Raw genomic sequence first — 16,608 nt, forward strand, 5'->3', positions numbered from 1 at the left:
CCGTAGGTCACGGATAGGTATTTCTCAAGCGGGAAGTACCACGTGGTGGACGCTGTGCTCAGTTGAGGAACTGGCCCCCGGTGACGCCGACGACCTCCCCGGTCACGTAGCTCGACTCCTGCGAGGCCAGGAACACGAACACCGGCGCCAGCTCCGCCGGTTGCCCGGCGCGTCCCATCGGGGTCTGAGCGCCGAACTCGTCGACCTTCTCCGCGGGCATCGTCGCCGGGATGAGAGGTGTCCACACCGGACCGGGGGCGACCGAGTTGACCCTGATCCCCTTCTCGACGAGGTCGGCGGACAGCGACTTGGTGAGGTTGACGATCGCGGCCTTGGTGGCGGCGTAGTCCATCAGCTCCGGCGAGGGCGTGAACGCCTGGATCGACGACGTGTTGATGATCGCGGAACCGGGTCGCATGAGCGGCACCGCCGCCTTGCACAGCCAGAACAGCGCGTACACGTTGGTCTTGAAGACCTGGTCGAACTGCTCGCTGCTGATCCCCAGCAGGCCGTCGCTCTGCGCCATCTGGAAGGCCGCGTTGTTCACCAGCACGTCGATGCGCCCGAACTCCTCCCCGGCGCGCCCGGCCAGCTCGCGGCACGCGTCCTCGGTGCGCAGGTCACCCGGCACGAGCACGGCCTGGCGGCCCGCGTCGCGCACGAGCTCGGCGGTCCGCTCGGCGTCGGCCTGTTCCTCGGGCAGGTAGGAGAGCAGCACGTCCGCGCCTTCGCGGGCGAACGCCAGCGCGGTGGCGCGGCCGATGCCGGAGTCCCCGCCGGTGATCACCGCCTTGGTGTCGGGCAGGCGGCCGGCACCCCGGTAGGTGCGCTCGCCGTGGTCCGGCTCGGGGCCCATCCGGCTGCCGGTGCCGGGATGCGGCTGCTCCCGGCCCTCCTGGCGGCCGGGGCGCGGGTACTGCTCGCGCGGGTCCTGGCGGGTGTACTGGTCTGCGGACATGTGTGCGGTCACCTCGCGACGGGTCGACTCCGGAACCGCAGGTGTTCCCACGCGGACGACGCCCAACCGCGCGTCACACCGAGGTGAGCACTCCGGTCTCGCGCACCGCAGCGAGGGAGAGCGTCTTGTAGCCGACGTCGTCGAACAGCACCATCAACCGGTCGGCCTCGTGGTGCACGACCGTGCCCCGGCCCCACTGGTCGTGCCGCACGGGGGAGTTCGGCGGGTACTCGGTGCTCACGGAGTCGTCGTCGGCCACGCCCTCGTCGCAGGTGTCGCAGTGGCCGCAGGGCCGGTCGAGCTCCTCGCCGAAGTAGCCGATCAGGAACCGCCGGCGGCAGTCGCGCGTGTCGGCGTAGCGGTGCATGACCTCGAGCCGCGAACGGTCCCGGTGCTCCTGCCTCTCCGCCTCCTCGGCCACCGCCGCGACGGCTTTCGCGGGCGGCGGAGCGCCCTCCTCGTACCGGACCCGGTCGTGACCGGTCCGCACGACCCCCGCGCCCTCCAGCAGGTTCACGACGGCGGTGACCTTGCGGCGCGACCGGTCCAGCCGCCGCGCCAGGTCGGTGATCGCGACGCCGGTCCGCCGTCGGCGCACGAAGGCCGCAACCTCGCGCACGCACTCGCGGTCCAGGGTCCTCCCGGTCAGGAACCGTTGCAGGCCCTGGTCTTCCGGCCGGTGGAAGAGCACCGCGTCCGCGGGCTCGCCGTCGCGGCCCGCCCGGCCGATCTCCTGGTAGTAGGCGTCGAGGGAGCCGGGCGTCGCGGCGTGCGCGACGAACCGCACGTCCGGTTTGTCGATGCCCATGCCGAACGCGGAGGTGGCCGCGACCACGCGCACGTCGCCCCGCATGAACGCGTCCTGCACCCGCCTGCGGTCAGCGGCCTTCATGCCTGCGTGGAAGGCGGCCGCGGCCACGCCCCGGGAGATCAGGTCGTCCGCGTACCGCTCGGCGTCCTTGCGGGTCGGCACGTACAGCAGACCCGGTCCGGGACGGTCCGCCACCCAGTCGGTCACCATGCGCCGGCGCTGGTCGTCGTCGGTGCCGAACCGCACGGCCAGGTGCAGGTTGGGCCGGTCGAACCCGGCGACGAGCACCGCGGGATCGCGCAGACCGAGGTGCTCGATCACGTCCGCGCGGACCGGACCGCTGGCGGTGGCCGTGAGCGCGAGCACGGGCGGATGGCCCAGCCGCTCGACCACGTGCCGGAGCCGCAGGTAGTCGGGCCGGAAGTCGTGCCCCCACGCCGACACGCAGTGGGCCTCGTCCACGACGAGCAACGAGGGTCTCGCCCGGTGCAGCCGCTCGAGCGTGCCGGCGTCCGCGAGTTGTTCGGGTGACAGGAAGAGGTACTTCGTGCCGCCTTCGTCGAACGCCTGCCAGGCCTGCTCGTTGTCCTCCGCGGACTGACCCGAGTTGACCGCCTCCGCCGGTGGCGCGCCGGCCCGCCGCAGCGAGGCGACCTGGTCCCGTTGCAGGGCGATCAGCGGCGACACGACCACGGCCGGACCGTCGAGCAGGATCGCCGGGACCTGGTAGACGGCCGACTTCCCGGCGCCGGTCGGCATGACGAGCAGCACGTCCCGGCCGTCCAGGAGGTGCCGCATGCCGAGCAGTTGCTCCCGGCGCAGCTCGGTCCAGCCGAAGACCTCGTCCGCCGTTTCGACGAGCTGCTCGTCCGCAGGCATGGTTCGCACCCGTGTCGCCTCCGCTGGGTCTCGTTCCGGTGCGGAGGAGTTAGCCCGGCAGCGCGCAGGCAAACACGGGCCGCGTCACACGTCGGTGTCGCGCACGTCCCGGCCGTCCTCGGCGAACGCCTTGAAGTCCCGCATGTGCCGCAGCGACTGCTTGCGGAAGGTGCCGGGCACCACCAGCCCCACCACCCGCATGAGCACGCCGCTGAACCGGTACTCGTTCTCGCTCACCCAGAGCGTCGCCTCCGGGCCGATCTCGGTCAGGCGGTCGCGCGTGACGCTCCACATGCCCTCGGCGACGGTCTCGCGTTCGAAGTGGACGACCACGTCCTGCGGGATCGCGTGCAGGTCCACCGGTTCCCGGCGCGTGATCGTCTCGGTGGCCTCGAACTCCTGCCGGCCCGTCCGCAGCACGACGCGCGACCGGGTGCCGAGTTCCCCGTGCACCCCGTTCAACGGCTCGTGCACGACCAGGCCCCGCAACCACTTGGGCAGGTGCCGCGGGTCGGCGAGCAGTTGGACTACCCGCTCCCGCGGCAGGGCGATCTCCAACGAGACGGTGTACTTCATCGCCGAGCGCTCCAGTCCTCGAGTGGCCGAAGACACGCTAGCCGTCTTGGCCACCGCCGCGCAGCCGGTGCGGCCGAACTTCCGAATCGAAAGCGACGGGCTTTCTCCGAGCCAATCAAGACGCCAATGCGCGACAAATAAAAATTATCGTCTGGACGCATTTCTGGGAAACGAGCACTCTGTCTGTCCGTAGCCAGGCGAGCCGCCCCGCCTTCCGTCACGGAACAGTCGAGGAGAATTGATGGGTCGCACTGCCACCCTCACCCTGGCCGCAGTCACAGCCCTGGCGGCGGGGCTCGTCGTGAGCGCGCCGATCGCCCGGGCCGAGCCGGCTCAACTCGCCGGCACCCTGCACGCGAGGCTCGGGCCCGCGAGCGCCGGGTCCTATGTGGACGACAGCGGGCAGCTCGTCGTCACCGTCACCGACGCGACCGCGGCGAAGGCCGTGACCGCGGCCGGTGCACGCGCTCGGGTCGTCGAGCACAGCGCCGCGACGCTCGACGCCACCACGGAAGTCCTGGACCGCACGGCCAAGATCCCCGGCACCTCATGGGGAGTCGACCCGGTCACCAACCAGGTCGTGGTGTCCGCCGACACGACCGTCACCGGCGACGCGCTCGCGCGGTTGAGGAACGTGGTCGCGGGACTCGGCGACACCGCGAGGCTGGAGCAGGTCGGCGGCTCGTTCCGGCCGACGATCACGGGCGGCGACGCCATCCTGGGTGGCGGCGTGCGGTGTTCGCTCGGCTTCAACGTGAAGACGCCCGGCACCAGCACCGCCTTCCTGCTCACCGCGGGCCACTGCGGCAACGCCACCTCCACCTGGAGCACCTCCGGTGGTCAGGTCATCGCGTCCCGCGTGGGAACGAGCTTCCCCGGCAACGACTACGCCCTGTTCCGCTACACGAGCAGCATCAACCGGCCGGGCTCGGTCAACCTCTACAACGGCAGCCAGCGCGACATCGCCCGCGCCGGCGACCCGGTCGTCGGCCAGACCGTCGGCCGCAGCGGCAGCACCACGGGTTTCCACCGCGGCAAGGTCACCGGTCTGAACGTGACCGTGAACTACGTCGACGGCACGACGGTGACCGGCATGATCGGCACGACTGTCTGCGTGCAGGGCGGCGACAGCGGAGGACCGCTGTTCGCCGACGACACCGCGCTCGGCCTGACCTCCGGCGGCAGCGGTGACTGCACGAGCGGCGGGCGGTCGTTCTACCAGCCGGTCACCGAGGCCCTCCGGGCCTACGGCGTGGCCATCTACTGAGCACCACCTGACCGGGCCGCCACGGTGGCCCGGTCCGTCCACCAAGGAGTTCCCCAGCGCCGAGGAGCATTCCCATGTCGTTCAACCGTCGCCGGCTGCTGCTCGGCAGCGCGGCACTGCTGGCGGGCACAGCGGGCACGGCCGCCCCCGCCGCCGCGGCCCCCGCGGGCTTCCCGGACTACCGGTACCAGAGGCTCGCGCTCGTCAAGAGCAAACTCCGCTACAACCCCACGAACGAACTGATCTTCCCCACCATCCGGGGCACGAAAGACCGGATTCCCGGCGCGCGTGCCGCCTATTACCTCTATTACGCGCCGCACGACGCACCGGGCGGCATCTGCCTGGCCTATGCGAACACCCTCGACGAGGAATTCACCGAATACCCGGGAAATCCCATCATCACCAGGAACTGGCCCGGCGAGTACAGCGTGTCGCACGTGTCGTCGCCGCACGCGATGTGGAACGACGACGTCAAGCGCATGTACCTCTACTTCCACGGCGAGAACACGGTGACCCGCCTGGCCAGCTCCGCCGACGGCATCAACTTCACCTACGAGAAGGAGGTCCTCTCCACGCGCCTGCAGCCCGAAGGGACCACGGAGACCTCCTACGCCAGGGTGTTCCGGCACGACCTGACGGCCCGCGGCGCCCGCTACGTCATGGTGTTCATGCTCAACAACCGCTCCAACCACCGCGACATCGGCTGGGGCTGGTCACCGAACGCCCGCGACTGGACCTTCTCCCAGACCCCGCTGATCCGCCACCAGGACGTCGGCGCGGTCAACGTCGGCGGCCCGCACCTGCTCTTCCGCAACAACAGCGTCTACGTCGTCTACAACACCGACATCGGCAGCGGTGGCAACATCCTCATCACCGAGGTGGGCCGCGACTTCTCCCTGCGCAGGCACCTGGGCGTCTTCCACGACTCCGTGTCCGGCTCACCGGACAACGGCAGGGCGGCCGCGCCCTCGTTCGGCACGTACCAGGGCCGCGAGTACATGATCTACGAGGCCGGGGACCGGCTGGCGGGCAACATCGCCATCGCGCGGGCCGTCTGACGGCGGTCGCGGCCGCCCTGCACGGGGCGGCCGCGACCGGCCGAACTCAGCCCTTCTTCGCCCGATGAGGCGCGCGGCGAGGAGCATCGTCGCGATGGCGACCGCGCCCACCACGGCGACATGGCGGTGGTTCCGCGAAGACCTTCGGCCGGTGCGGGCCGCAGGTCCCGGTGACGCGGGGGAGCAGGTGCCGGCGACGAGTTCAGGCGGCCGAACGGATCAGTTGCCGGTCCATCCGCAGCTGCCTGGCCATGTTCCACCCGAGCACACCGACGACCCGGCCGTCCGCGTGGTAGTGCGCCACGAACTTCCTTTCGGCGATGCCGCCGTGCGCCACCACCATCTCCGCTTCGGCCGGGAAGACGCCGTACGCCTGGATCCTGGCGTCGAACTGGTCGGTCCAGAAGTACGGCACCGGGGCGAACGGGACCTGCGCGCCGAGCAGGTTCCGGGCCACCGCCATGCCCTGCTCGGTGGCGTTCATCCGGTGCTCGACCCGCATCAGGCCACCGAAGTGCGGGTTGAACCACCGGGCCACGTCGCCTGCCGCGTACACGCCGTCGGCGGCCCGGCAGGTGGCGTCGCAGACCACGCCGTCGTCCACCGGCACCCCGGAGCCGTCGAGCCAGCCGGTGGCGGGCCGCGCGCCGATCGCCACCAGCACGACGTCTGCCGGCAGCACCGTGCCGTCGGAGAGTTCGACGCCCGTCACCGCGCCTTCGCCGTGCAGCGCGGTCACGCCGGTCCCGAGGCGCAGCCGCACGCCCTCCTCCTCGTGGAGTCCGGCGATCGCCGTGCCGACCTCGTCGCCGAACTGGCGGACGAGCGGCAGCGGTAGTGGGTCGACCAGCGTCACGTCCAGCCCGAGCCGCCGGGCCGACGCCGCCGCCTCAGAGCCGAGGAAGCCGGCGCCGACGACCACCACCGACGACGACCGCAGCAGGTCGCCGCGCAACGCCACCGCGTCGTCGACGGTCCTCAGCACGTGCACGCCGGTGAGGTCGTGTCCGGACGGCAACGTCCGCGCGGTCGTCCCGGTGGCGATCACCAGGCCGTCGTAGCCGATCTCCTCGCCGGTGGACAGGGCGATCGTGCGACGGGCGAGGTCCAGTCCGGTCGCGGCGCTCCCGAGCTTGAGCTCGATCCCGTGCCCGGCGTACGCGGAATCGGGCCGCAGCACCGTCTTCTCCGGCTCCCACGTGCCCGCCAGGACCTGTTTGGACAGTGGCGGCCGGTCGTAGGGGAGTACCTTCTCGTCGCCGACCAGGACGAGTTCGCCGGTGTAACCCTCGCGGCGCAGCGTCTCGGCGGTGGTCACGCCGGCGGCCGAAGCGCCGACGACGACCACCCGTTCGAGGCTTCCCACTACCTGTCCACCGCGATCGCCAGCGCCGGGCACAGCAGGGCGGCGTGCTCGGCCGCCGCCTCCAGCGCGGGCGGCGGGGTCTCCAGCAGCAGGACCACCATGCCGTCCTCGTCGCGCTGGTCGAACACGTCCGGTGCGGCGAGCACGCACTGGCCCGCGCCCACGCAGGCGTCGACGTCGATCCGGACCTTCATCGCGCGTCCTCCCCGGCGCGGTCCCAGGTGACCGGCAGCGCCTTCACGCCGTAGACCAGCGCGTCGTCCTTGAACTCGACCTCCTCGAACGGCACGGCGAGCCGCAGCGTCGGGATGCGCTGGTGCAGCCGGGCGAACACCTCCTGCAGTTCGACCCTCGCGAGCTGCTGGCCGAGGCACTGGTGGATGCCGTAGCCGAACGCGAGGTGCGCGGTCGCCTGGCGCCGGAGGTCGATGCGGTCGGGGTCGGGGAACACCGACTCGTCCCGGTTGCCGGCGGACAGCACGGCGACGAGCCACTCCCCGGCCTTCACCGTCTCGTCCCCGACCGTCACGTCGCCGGTGGCCTGGCGCAGCACGCCGAACTGCACGATCGACAGGTACCGCAGCATCTCGTCGACGGCCGTGCCCGCGAGACCGGGGTCCGCCCGCAGCGCCTCGAGCTGGTCGGGCTGGCGCAACAGGGCCAGCGTGCTGAGGCCGATCATGTTGGCCGTGGTCTCGTGCCCGGCTATCAGCAGCGTGATGCCCAGGGTCACGAGCTCCTCGACGGACAGCTCCCGGCCGCTCTCGCGCGCCCGGACGATCAGCCTGCCCAGCAGGTCGTCGCCCGGCGCCGCGAGCTTGCCGAGCACGAGCTGCGTCATGAACCCGACGACCTCGAGGTTGGCCTGCTCCAGCGAGGCCGGGTCGCTGTTGGTGGCGATGAGCACCGCGGTCTGCTGCTGGAACCGGTCGCGGTCGGCGTAGTCGACGCCGAGCAACTCGCAGATCACCAGCGAGGGGATCGGCAGCGCGAATTCCGAGACCAGGTCGACGGGGCCGGTGTGCGCCAGCAGCGCGTCGACGTGGTCGTCGACCAGTCGCTGGATGTAGGGCCGCATGGCCTGGATCCGCTTGACGGTGAACTCCGGCGTCAGCAGGCGGCGCAGCCGTGCGTGGTCCGGGCCGTCCATGTGCAGCAGGCTGCCGGGCGACACCGGCCGGTCGAGCTGGCCGCCCGCCACCACGTGCGTGGACGGGGCCGCGTGCGAGCTGAGCTGCGGATTGCTCAGCATCGCGCGCACGTCGTCGTACCGGCTGACGACGCGGGCCTCGATGCCGACCGGGCAGGACAGCGAAGCCGTGCCCTCCTGGGCGCGGAGCTCGGTGTACTCGGCGGGCGGGTCGAACGGGCAGCGGGGGTCGCGCGCGGTCGGGAACCCGGCCAGGTCCGGCCGTGCGCCGACGGTGGTCTCACTCATTCGTCCGTGCCACCTTCTCCAAGAATTATGGCAGTCACTGTCACATGACCAAGGCTGCCAGACGGCAATGCATGCCGCAACCGTGTGTCACTTGACAGTCACTGCCAAGTGGCAGTGCTACCGTTCCCGCCAAACGTGGCGAGGAGGTGCGCTGTGGGTCTGCGCGAGACGAAGATGGAACGCACCCGGCGGTTCATCGCCGACACGGCGTTCGACCTGTTCGTCGCGCACGGCTACGACGGCACCACGATCGAGCAGATCGCCGCGGCGGCCGAGGTCGGCACCCGCACGCTGTACCGCTACTACGCCACCAAAGAGGCGCTGGTGGTCAGCTTCGTGGAGAACGGGCTGAACGCGGCGATGGAGGCGTTCGAGGCCCAGTCCGACGAGACGCCGCTGTCCGAGGCGCTGTACGCGGTCGTCGACAGCGTCGAGCGGACGATCACGGAGAACCCGGCGCGCCTGCTCGCCCTCTACGAGATCTTCGGCCGCACCACGGGTCTACGGGCCGGTCTCGCCGACCTCTGCTGGTCCTGGCGCCGGAGGCTGGTCCAGGAGATCCTCCGCAGGCCGGACGTCGAGGACGACGAGTTGTTCGCCGAGCTCACCGCCGCGAGCACCATGAACGTCATCGAGGTCGTCGTGCAGAAGTGGACCGCGAGCGGTGGTGCCGTCGAGATCTCGGACATCACCCGCGGGGTGCTGGAGTTGTTGCACACCAGGACGATCCCGGTTCCCGCTCTCGCCGGCTGACCTCGGGTCTGCTCACGGTCGACCGGAGGTTCTGTTTTCTTTATGGCTTCAGTGTTGACCGAAATCAGCCATCGGTGATCAGTGGCACGAACCGCAACAGGTCTCAGGCGACAACGCCGGTACGCCACGCCCAAGCCGCCACCTCGACCCGGTTGCGGACCGCGAGCTTGCGCTGCGCGTTCGCCAGGTGCGTCTTCACGGTGGCGACGGAGACGTACAGCTTGGCGCCGATCTCGTCGTTCGTGTGGCCGTGGGCGACCAGCTTCACGACGTCCAACTCGCGGTCGGTCAGCGGCTCGGGCAGCGGTTTGTCCACAGTGGAGTTCTGTCGTGCCGGTGCCAGCTTGGACAGCAGGCGTACCGTCACGGCGGGGGAGATGAGGCTGGTGCCGGTGGCCGCGGCGCGGACCGCCTCGACCAGCAGTGCCGGCGACATATCCTTGAGCAGAAAGCCCTTCGCGCCGTTCTGCAGTGCGCGGTAGACGTACTCGTCGAGGTCGAACGTGGTGGCGATGAGGACGTTGAGGGGCGTGTCGACGCCGGGTCCGGCGAGCAGACGCGTCGCCTCCAGGCCGTCGAGGGCCGGCATCCGGATGTCGAGCAGGCAGACGTCGGGGCGCAGGCGGCGGGCCTGCTCGACCGCGCTCTCGCCGTCCGCGACGCTCGCCACGACCTCCATGTCCGGCTGCGTGCCGAGGATCATCCCGAACGCCGAGCGGATCATCTCCTGGTCGTCGGCGATCAGCACCCGGATGGTCATGCGCCCGAGGATGGCAGAAGCGCGGTGACCGCCCACCCGCGCCCTGTCGGTCCCGCGGTGAGGCTCCCCCCTGCCGACTCGACCCGTTCGGTGAGGCCCACGAGGCCGAAACCGCCCTTGGGCAGGCCGTTGTCGCCCGCGTGCCCGTCGTTGGTGACGCTGATCTCCAACTCCTGGCCACGGGAGCGGGCGCTGATCGTCACCTGGCTGACGCGGGTGGCGTGCCGCAGCACGTTGGTGAGCGCCTCCTGCACGACGTGCCGGGCAGCGTCCACAGTGGTCGCGGGCAGGTCCAGGGCGGCGATGGCCGGGTCGACGGCGGTGGTCACGGGAGCGCCGGTGAAGCTGGTGGCGAGGTCGGTGACCATCAGCGTGAGCGCCTGGTGGGGGTGCAGCGGCGTGGCGTCGTCGCGCAGGACGTCGACCATGGTCCGCATCGACGTCAACGCCTGCGAGCCCGCCCTTTCGATGCCGTCGAGCATGTTGTCCAGCACCACCGGGTCCGGGAGCTGCCCGCTGCCGGTGGCGAAGCGGACGGCCTGGGTCTGCACGACGATCGCCGTCACGTGGTGTGCCACGAAGTCGTGCAGGTCGCGGGCGTACTCGAGGCGTAGCGCCTGCCGGGACAGCTGGAACGAGTCGGTGCGGCTGCGGTCGTGCAGTCGCATGAACAGACCGAGCAGCAGGACGAACGCGAGCACCACGGCGATGACGATGATCATGGCCGGAGTGAGGAGGTCGTCCAGGTCCGCCAGTCGCAACGGAAGCGTGGTCGCGGCGAAGCCCAGCAGCGCGCACAGCCCGGCCGCGCGCCAGGCGCTGAAGACCAGCAGCGTCCGGACGGAGAGGCAGGCCAGCCCGATCAGCTCGAACAACCCGAACGTGTTGTCGAGATGACCGGGGACCACGGTCGCGCACAGGACGGTGAAGGTGATCGACAGCGCGCCGATGCCCGCCACCGCGAGCGCCGTGAGGTGGCGCGTGAACAGCGCCGCGGAGGGCAGGACACCGCACACCACGACGCCCACGGCACCGTACGCGCTCGGTGAGGCGCCCGCCTCGACCACCAGCAGGGCGGCCCCGGCCGCGACGATCAGCCCGAAGACGACGCGCTGCCACCACGTGAGCCGCGCCAGGATGCCTTTCATGACGCCGACGGTAGGTCAGAGCCGTCAGGGGCGTCCTCAACCTTCTGGTGGAGTCGCCCCGAGATCACTCATCGGTGAGGTGGATCCGCGAGAGGCCTGCCGCCGAGAGGCTGTGCACCGTTCCCCGAAGTCGACGAGAACGGTGTCAGATGGTTCAGGCAACGGTGGCCGTGGCCGACGGGCTGGGCAAGGTGTACGGGTCCGGGCCCGCCGCGGTGACGGCGCTGGCGGGGGTGTCCGCGCAGTTCCGGCGCGGTGAGTTCACCGCGGTGATGGGGCCTTCCGGCTCCGGCAAGTCCACGTTCATGCACTGCCTGGCCGGGCTCGACACGCCGACCTCGGGCAAGGCCTGGGTCGGTGGCGCCGACCTCGGCTCGTTGAAGGAGGCCGAGCTCACGCGGCTGCGACGCGACAAGATCGGGTTCGTCTTCCAGTCGTTCAACCTCCTGCCCACGCTGACGGCCTGGGAGAACATCGTCCTGCCGTTGACGCTCGCCGGGACGCGACCGGACGAGGACTGGACGCGGCGGGTGATCGACGCCGTGGGGCTGGGTGACCGGCTCGGGCACCGGCCCTCGGAGCTGTCCGGCGGCCAGCAGCAGCGCGTGGCCTGCGCACGTGCGCTCGTGTCACGGCCCGAGATCGTGGTGGCCGACGAACCGACCGGCAACCTCGACTCCCGCACCGGAGCGCAGATCCTGGCCTTGTTGCGCCGGTGCGCGAAGGAGTGGGGGCAGACGGTCCTGATGGTCACGCACGACCCGATCGCCGCCGGGTACGCCGACCGCGTGCTGTTCCTCGCCGACGGACGGATCGTCGACGAGATGCACGACCCCACACCGGACCTGGTGCTCGGCCGGATGCGCCACTTCGACGGTCAGGCGGTGCTCTGATGATCCGGGTGGCCTGGCGGTCCGTGGTGGACAACCGCACGCGCTTCCTCCTGCCGGCGATCGCGATCCTGTTCGGCGTCGCGTTCGTCACCGGGTCGCTCGTCTACGGCGACACCGTGCGGGCGGCGGTGCAGGGCGCTCCCAAGGACTTCGACGTCCAGGTCGAGCGGCGGGACAACGAGGCGATGTCCCCGGCGACGGTCGAACGGCTGCGCGGCGTGGCCGGGGTGGGCTCCGTGCGCCCGGTCGCGGAGGGCCCGGCCTTCCTGGTGGGCAGGGACGGCGCGCTCGTCGGGACTCCGGGAGCCGACGGCGGAATCGGCTTCGACCCACAGCGCTTCAAGCTGATCAGCGGCGCGGCTCCGGCCGGCCCGGACGAGGTCGCGCTCGACCGCTGGGCCGCCGAACGCGCGGGGTACCAGGTCGGCGACGCGATGCGGGTCGTGGTGGCGGGCACGGCGCACGACGTCCGGCTGACCGGCGTGTTCGACTTCCAGGACACCAGGATCGTGCAGGGAGGCGCGCTCGTCGCGTTCGCCGACGAGACGGCGAGGGAGCACTTCGACCCCGGTGCCGGCGGCTACACCTCGGCGTTGCTCACCGCCGCGCCGGGCACGGGTCCGGGTGCGCTGGCCGCGGCGGTGGACGACGCGCTGCCCGATCTGCGGACGTCGACCGCGGACGAGCTGACCGCGATCGAGGCGCGTGACAACGACAAGCTCACCACGATCCTGCTGATCTTCGCGGGCGTGGCGCTGTTCTCGTCGGCCTTCCTGGTGGCCAACACCTTCACGATGCTCGCCGCCGCACGGTCACGCGAACACGCGTTGCTGCGGGCGGTCGGCGCCGGGCGGCGGTACGTGCTGCGCATGGTCCTCACCGAGGCCACCCTGCTGGGCGTCGTCGCGACCGTGCTCGGCTACCTGCTGGGCGTGGCCGGCGCGGCGGTGTTGAAGGCACGGTTCGCCGTGTTCGACGGGGCGCCGGTCCCGTTGCGGCCGTTCACCCCGGCCACCCTGCTCGCGGCGTTCGGTGTGGGGCTCGGCGTGACGCTGCTGGCCGCGTACCTCCCTGCTCGCCGGGCCGCCGCCGTCCCGCCTGTCGCGGCACTGCGCACCGGTCTGCCTCCGTCCGGGAAGTCGTTGCGCCGCAGGAACATCACCGGCTTCGTGGTGACCGCGATCGGCACGCTGATGGTCGTGCTCGGGCGGAGTGAGCAGACCATGATCTACCTCGGCGCGCCCACCATGCTGATCGGCCTGATCATCCTCACCCCGTTGCTCGCCGCGGGCCTGACCTCCGTGCTGCGCGGCCCGCTGACCCGCGTCGCCGGGCTCACCGGCACCCTCGCCGTGGAGAACACGCGCCGCAACCCCCGCCGCACGGGTGCGACGGCGAGCGCGCTCATGATCGGGCTGTCGGTGTGCGCGGCCGTCACCGTGCCCATCGCGTCGATCTCGGCGAAGAGCGCGGAGGACGCGAAGTCCTGGAACCACGCGGACGTGCGGGTGGAGGCGCTCCCGTTCGCGGACATCGGTCCTGGCGTGGCCGACGAGATCGCGAAGGTTCCCGGCGTCGAGCACGTCACGGCTCTGCGGCACGCGCCGCTGCCGTTGGACAAGGGCTTCCTGGACGTGACCGCGGTGAACGCGGGGTCGATCAGCGCCCTGGTGCCGCTGACGATTCGCGAAGGCTCGCTGGACCAGCTGGGGACGGGGATCGCACTGGACAGCGGCGTCGCCGCGGCGCGTGGCTGGACGCTGGGATCGAAGGTGGGCAAGGAGAAACCTCTCACGGTCGTGGCCCTGTTCGACGCACCGGAGGAGTTCGGCGCCGACGCCCTGGTCGACACGCCGAACATCCCGTCCGACGAGCTGTGGAACCGCGAGGTGCTGGTCAAGGCCAGCGGGTCGGCGGAGAAGGTGCGTGACGACATCCGCGGCGCGCTGGACAACCCGGCCCTGGTGGTGCAGACGCGCGACGAGCACGCCGAGTCGCAGGCCTCGCAGTACGACCTGTTCCTCAACCTGCTCTACGCGATGCTGAGCGTCTCCGTCCTGATCGGCGCGATGTCCGTCGTCAACACCATGACGATGTCCACGATGGAACGCGTTCGCGAGATCGGCCTGCTGCGCGCCGTCGGGCTCGGCCGGTCCCAGGTCGGCGCCGTGCTGCGGATCGAGTCGGTGATCATCGCGGTGATCGGTGCCGTGACCGGTGTCGTGTCGGGCTGCGTGATCGGGGCGATGACGGTGAGCGGCCAGGCGAGCACCACCCCCGTGCTGCCCTGGGACCGGCTGGCGGTGTTCCTGGCGATCACCGTGGCGATCGGTGTCGCCGCGGCATTCGTACCCGCCCGCCGCGCCGTGCGGATCCCGATCCTGACGGCGATCAAGACGGACACCGAGTGACCGCCACCTTCGAGACGAGGAGAAAACCGTTGCGCCCCATGATTTCCGTGGTCGTACTGACGAGCTCCGTGCTCGCGCTCTGCACCAGCGGCGTCGCTTCCGCCGCGGACCGTCCGGACTGGAAACCGTGCTCGGCGGTGGCCGCCGGGTGGGAACCGGACGACCAGCGCACGGAATGCGCGGTGGTCCGGGTCCCGCTCGACCACGACGACCCCGGCGGGCGGCAGCTCGAGATCGCGGTCAGCAGGCTCGAGGCGATCGGTGACCGGACTGGCGTGATCCTGGTGAACCCCGGCGGCCCCGGCCGGCAGGGCGTCACGATGCCCCGCCACCTGGCGGGGAGCAGGGCGAGCGGGCTCAACGTCCACCACGACCTCATCGGCTTCGACCCGCGCGGCATCGGCTACAGCACATCCATCGCGTGCGAACCCGACGAGACGCAGCCCGGACCGTCGTTGTCGCCCGGGGAACGCGCCCGGTTCACCGCCGAACGCGACGCCAGGCGCAACCGCGAGTGCTTCGACCGCGACCCGGAGCTCGCCCGGTCCATGACGACCGAGAACGTCGCCCGCGACATGGACGTCATCCGCGAGGCGCTGGGCGAGCAGAAGATCGGCTACTACGGGATCTCGTGGGGCACCGGTCTCGGGGCGATGTACCGCACGCTGTTCGACGACCGCGTGACCCGGATGCTGCTCGACTCGGTCGTACCACCGGTGCTCGACGTGAAGACGATGGACGATGGTCAGGCCAACGCGGGGGAGAACACCTTCCACGAGTTCGCCGCGTGGATCGCCCGCTACGACACCGTCTACCGCTTCGGCTCGACCCAGACCGCCGTGGTGCGGGCACTCCTGGACCTGAGGGCCGAGCTGACCGCACACCCGCGCACCATGCCCGACGGCAGCGTCGTCGACGGCGACACCGTGAACTTGATGTACGCCAACCCCCGCAGGGAGTGGGCGGACCTCGCCGCCCGGCTCAGGTCCGTCGAGGACACCGGGGCAACCGCACCGGCACGCCCCGCCGGACTCGGCTGGGACGCCGACGTTCACCGATACGACCCGTTCCCGCAGACCGCCCTGCTGTGCAACGACTCTCCCAGCCCTCGCGACTTCGAGACCGTGTGGCGCCACCACGAGGAGCGCGGCGAACGCTTCCCCGTCGCCGGCCGGTTCGGGATCTTCGAACAGCGCTGCGTCGGCTGGCCGGTGGAGGGAAGACCGTGGAGCGTGAAGGCGGGCAGGAGCCCGGTGCAGCTCGTCGCCCACCTGTACGAGCCGGTGACGCCGATCGGCTGGGCCCTGGAGATGCGCGGCCGCATCGGCGGTGACCTGATGACGGTCGAGGACGACGCGCACGGCTCGTTGCAGGACCTGCCCTGCGCCGAAGCCGCGGTGACGTTCTTCGACACCGGCCGCACGTCGACGAGCAGCTGTGCGGGCGCGCCCGTTCCAGCGACTGCGCTTTGACCTCAGGAAGCGGAGACGACGGTGCCGGCGCGCCGCCAGTGCCGGGCGATTGCGGTGTCGAAGTCGAACACGGCGCACCAGGCCGATCCCGGTTCCCACGCCCGCCGGGTGACCGCAGGTGGCCGCCGGGATGCTCAGCTCTTCGAATTCGAAGCAGTAGACTGCGGTCATGCCCGACTCACCGCCGTCGCTCGACCCCGTCCAGCTCGGCGCCTACTTCGCCCTCGTCGAGGTGACGAGCCTGCTGCGCCACGCGGTCGAACAGCAGCTGAAGGACGCGGGCGACCTCAGCTACGTCCAGTTCCAGCTGCTGGCGCGGCTCGGCGACTCACCGACGGGCAGCCACCGCATGACCGACCTGGCCGACGGCGTGGTCTACAGCCGCAGCGGCCTGACCTACCAGGTCGGCCTGCTGGAGAAGGCCCACCTCGTCGAACGCACGCCGTCCGCGGAGGACGAGCGCAGCGTCACGGTCACCATCACCGACGCAGGCCGCGAGCTGCTGGCGAAGGTGCTGCCCGGCCACGTCGAGGTGGTCAGCGGGCTGCTGTTCGAACCGCTCTCCCACGAGGACGTCCACACCCTCGCCGGACTGCTGGCGCCGGTGCGCGACCACATGCGCTCGACCCCGCCGCGGTCGGCCACGCCTCGCCGTCGCAAGGGCTGACGGCACAGGGCGTTTCAGGTGACGGTGGCCGTGCGCTGCCAGTGCCGGGTGAGTGCCACGTCGAAGTCGAACACGGCGTTCTTGACGGCGTGGTAGTCCTCCTCGGAACGCAGCACGGCGCACCACGCGCCTGCTGATCACCGTGCCGGCC

The 16,608-nt window shown here is 71.0% G+C and carries 15 protein-coding genes; 7 read left to right on the forward strand and 8 right to left on the reverse strand.

Annotation, left to right across the window (positions count from 1 at the left end; genetic code table 11):
- Positions 1-58 precede the first annotated feature (58 nt).
- The 3 genes from ND450_RS05785 to ND450_RS05795 all read right to left on the reverse strand — a co-directional run bounded on the left by ND450_RS05785 (position 59) and on the right by ND450_RS05795 (position 3,224).
- Entirely contained in the window at positions 59-958 is a 900-nt protein-coding gene (locus tag ND450_RS05785) for an SDR family oxidoreductase (RefSeq protein WP_305885209.1), read from the reverse strand.
- A gap of 73 nt (positions 959-1,031) precedes the next feature.
- The gene (locus ND450_RS05790) at positions 1,032-2,648 is read right to left on the reverse strand and encodes an ATP-dependent DNA helicase RecQ (RefSeq protein WP_253325117.1); all 1,617 of its coding nucleotides are present in this window, start codon (positions 2,646-2,648) and stop codon (positions 1,032-1,034) included.
- A gap of 84 nt (positions 2,649-2,732) precedes the next feature.
- Complete coding sequence (locus ND450_RS05795) at positions 2,733-3,224, reverse strand: SRPBCC family protein (protein WP_253325118.1); 492 nt, start codon at positions 3,222-3,224, stop codon at positions 2,733-2,735.
- 241 nt (positions 3,225-3,465) lie between these two features.
- On the opposite strand from ND450_RS05795, the gene ND450_RS05800 reads away from it, so the two are divergent.
- Positions 3,466-4,491, forward strand: coding sequence for a S1 family peptidase (locus ND450_RS05800; protein ID WP_253325119.1), 1,026 nt, complete (start codon positions 3,466-3,468; stop codon positions 4,489-4,491).
- Positions 4,492-4,565: 74 nt separating this feature from the next.
- On the forward strand, positions 4,566-5,549 hold the full coding sequence (locus tag ND450_RS05805; RefSeq protein ID WP_253325120.1) for a hypothetical protein: 984 nt from the start codon (positions 4,566-4,568) through the stop codon (positions 5,547-5,549).
- 202 nt (positions 5,550-5,751) lie between these two features.
- On the opposite strand, the gene ND450_RS05810 is transcribed toward ND450_RS05805, so the two are convergent.
- From ND450_RS05810 to ND450_RS05820, 3 genes are read right to left on the reverse strand one after another with little or no spacing between them, the layout of a single operon-like run.
- The gene (locus ND450_RS05810; RefSeq protein ID WP_253325121.1) at positions 5,752-6,915 is read right to left on the reverse strand and encodes an NAD(P)/FAD-dependent oxidoreductase; all 1,164 of its coding nucleotides are present in this window, start codon (positions 6,913-6,915) and stop codon (positions 5,752-5,754) included.
- On the reverse strand, positions 6,915-7,109 hold the full coding sequence (locus ND450_RS05815) for a ferredoxin (RefSeq protein WP_089922807.1): 195 nt from the start codon (positions 7,107-7,109) through the stop codon (positions 6,915-6,917). The genes ND450_RS05810 and ND450_RS05815 overlap by 1 nt, the downstream gene beginning before the upstream one ends.
- Positions 7,106-8,353: a cytochrome P450 gene (locus ND450_RS05820; protein ID WP_253325122.1), complete on the reverse strand. Its 1,248-nt coding sequence runs from the start codon at positions 8,351-8,353 to the stop codon at positions 7,106-7,108. Before ND450_RS05820 ends, ND450_RS05815 begins: the two co-directional genes overlap by 4 nt.
- Before the next feature lie 153 nt (positions 8,354-8,506).
- Here ND450_RS05820 and ND450_RS05825 point away from each other — a divergent pair, with 153 nt between their 5' ends.
- The gene (locus ND450_RS05825) at positions 8,507-9,106 is read left to right on the forward strand and encodes a TetR/AcrR family transcriptional regulator (RefSeq protein ID WP_253325123.1); all 600 of its coding nucleotides are present in this window, start codon (positions 8,507-8,509) and stop codon (positions 9,104-9,106) included.
- A 103-nt stretch (positions 9,107-9,209) separates the two neighbouring features.
- On the opposite strand, the gene ND450_RS05830 is transcribed toward ND450_RS05825, so the two are convergent.
- Complete coding sequence (locus tag ND450_RS05830; RefSeq protein WP_253325124.1) at positions 9,210-9,866, reverse strand: response regulator transcription factor; 657 nt, start codon at positions 9,864-9,866, stop codon at positions 9,210-9,212.
- Positions 9,863-11,014 (reverse strand): sensor histidine kinase, encoded by a 1,152-nt coding sequence (locus ND450_RS05835; protein ID WP_253325125.1) that lies wholly within the window; start codon positions 11,012-11,014, stop codon positions 9,863-9,865. Before ND450_RS05835 ends, ND450_RS05830 begins: the two co-directional genes overlap by 4 nt.
- Positions 11,015-11,163: 149 nt before the next feature.
- Between ND450_RS05835 and ND450_RS05840 the strand changes: the two genes are divergently transcribed.
- From ND450_RS05840 to ND450_RS05855, 4 genes are all read left to right on the forward strand, one after another.
- Positions 11,164-11,907: an ABC transporter ATP-binding protein gene (locus ND450_RS05840; protein WP_253325126.1), complete on the forward strand. Its 744-nt coding sequence runs from the start codon at positions 11,164-11,166 to the stop codon at positions 11,905-11,907.
- Positions 11,907-14,318, forward strand: a complete 2,412-nt coding sequence (locus ND450_RS05845; RefSeq protein ID WP_253325127.1) for an ABC transporter permease — start codon at positions 11,907-11,909, stop codon at positions 14,316-14,318. Before ND450_RS05840 ends, ND450_RS05845 begins: the two co-directional genes overlap by 1 nt.
- Before the next feature lie 38 nt (positions 14,319-14,356).
- Positions 14,357-15,790, forward strand: coding sequence for an alpha/beta fold hydrolase (locus tag ND450_RS05850; RefSeq protein ID WP_253325128.1), 1,434 nt, complete (start codon positions 14,357-14,359; stop codon positions 15,788-15,790).
- 169 nt (positions 15,791-15,959) lie between these two features.
- A complete protein-coding gene (locus ND450_RS05855; RefSeq protein WP_253325129.1) occupies positions 15,960-16,457 on the forward strand; it encodes a MarR family winged helix-turn-helix transcriptional regulator in 498 nt (165 codons plus the stop codon).
- The last annotated feature ends 151 nt before the right edge of the window (positions 16,458-16,608 follow it).

Source organism: Lentzea sp. HUAS12 (assembly GCF_024125735.1).
Lineage (GTDB): Bacteria > Actinomycetota > Actinomycetes > Mycobacteriales > Pseudonocardiaceae > Lentzea > Lentzea albida.

What these genes read in the sequence shown, in the direction of transcription:
- ND450_RS05785 (WP_305885209.1), bottom strand. Translation starts at nt 958, where the DNA reads ATGTCCGCAGACCAGTACACCCGCCAGGACCCGCGCGAGCAGTACCCG.
- ND450_RS05790 (WP_253325117.1), bottom strand. Translation starts at nt 2,648, where the DNA reads ATGCCTGCGGACGAGCAGCTCGTCGAAACGGCGGACGAGGTCTTCGGC.
- ND450_RS05795 (WP_253325118.1), bottom strand. Translation starts at nt 3,224, where the DNA reads ATGAAGTACACCGTCTCGTTGGAGATCGCCCTGCCGCGGGAGCGGGTA.
- ND450_RS05800 (WP_253325119.1), top strand. Translation starts at nt 3,466, where the DNA reads ATGGGTCGCACTGCCACCCTCACCCTGGCCGCAGTCACAGCCCTGGCG.
- ND450_RS05805 (WP_253325120.1), top strand. Translation starts at nt 4,566, where the DNA reads ATGTCGTTCAACCGTCGCCGGCTGCTGCTCGGCAGCGCGGCACTGCTG.
- ND450_RS05815 (WP_089922807.1), bottom strand. Translation starts at nt 7,109, where the DNA reads ATGAAGGTCCGGATCGACGTCGACGCCTGCGTGGGCGCGGGCCAGTGC.
- ND450_RS05820 (WP_253325122.1), bottom strand. Translation starts at nt 8,353, where the DNA reads ATGAGTGAGACCACCGTCGGCGCACGGCCGGACCTGGCCGGGTTCCCG.
- ND450_RS05830 (WP_253325124.1), bottom strand. Translation starts at nt 9,866, where the DNA reads ATGACCATCCGGGTGCTGATCGCCGACGACCAGGAGATGATCCGCTCG.
- ND450_RS05835 (WP_253325125.1), bottom strand. Translation starts at nt 11,014, where the DNA reads ATGAAAGGCATCCTGGCGCGGCTCACGTGGTGGCAGCGCGTCGTCTTC.
- ND450_RS05840 (WP_253325126.1), top strand. Translation starts at nt 11,164, where the DNA reads ATGGTTCAGGCAACGGTGGCCGTGGCCGACGGGCTGGGCAAGGTGTAC.
- ND450_RS05845 (WP_253325127.1), top strand. Translation starts at nt 11,907, where the DNA reads ATGATCCGGGTGGCCTGGCGGTCCGTGGTGGACAACCGCACGCGCTTC.
- ND450_RS05850 (WP_253325128.1), top strand. Translation starts at nt 14,357, where the DNA reads ATGATTTCCGTGGTCGTACTGACGAGCTCCGTGCTCGCGCTCTGCACC.
- ND450_RS05855 (WP_253325129.1), top strand. Translation starts at nt 15,960, where the DNA reads ATGCCCGACTCACCGCCGTCGCTCGACCCCGTCCAGCTCGGCGCCTAC.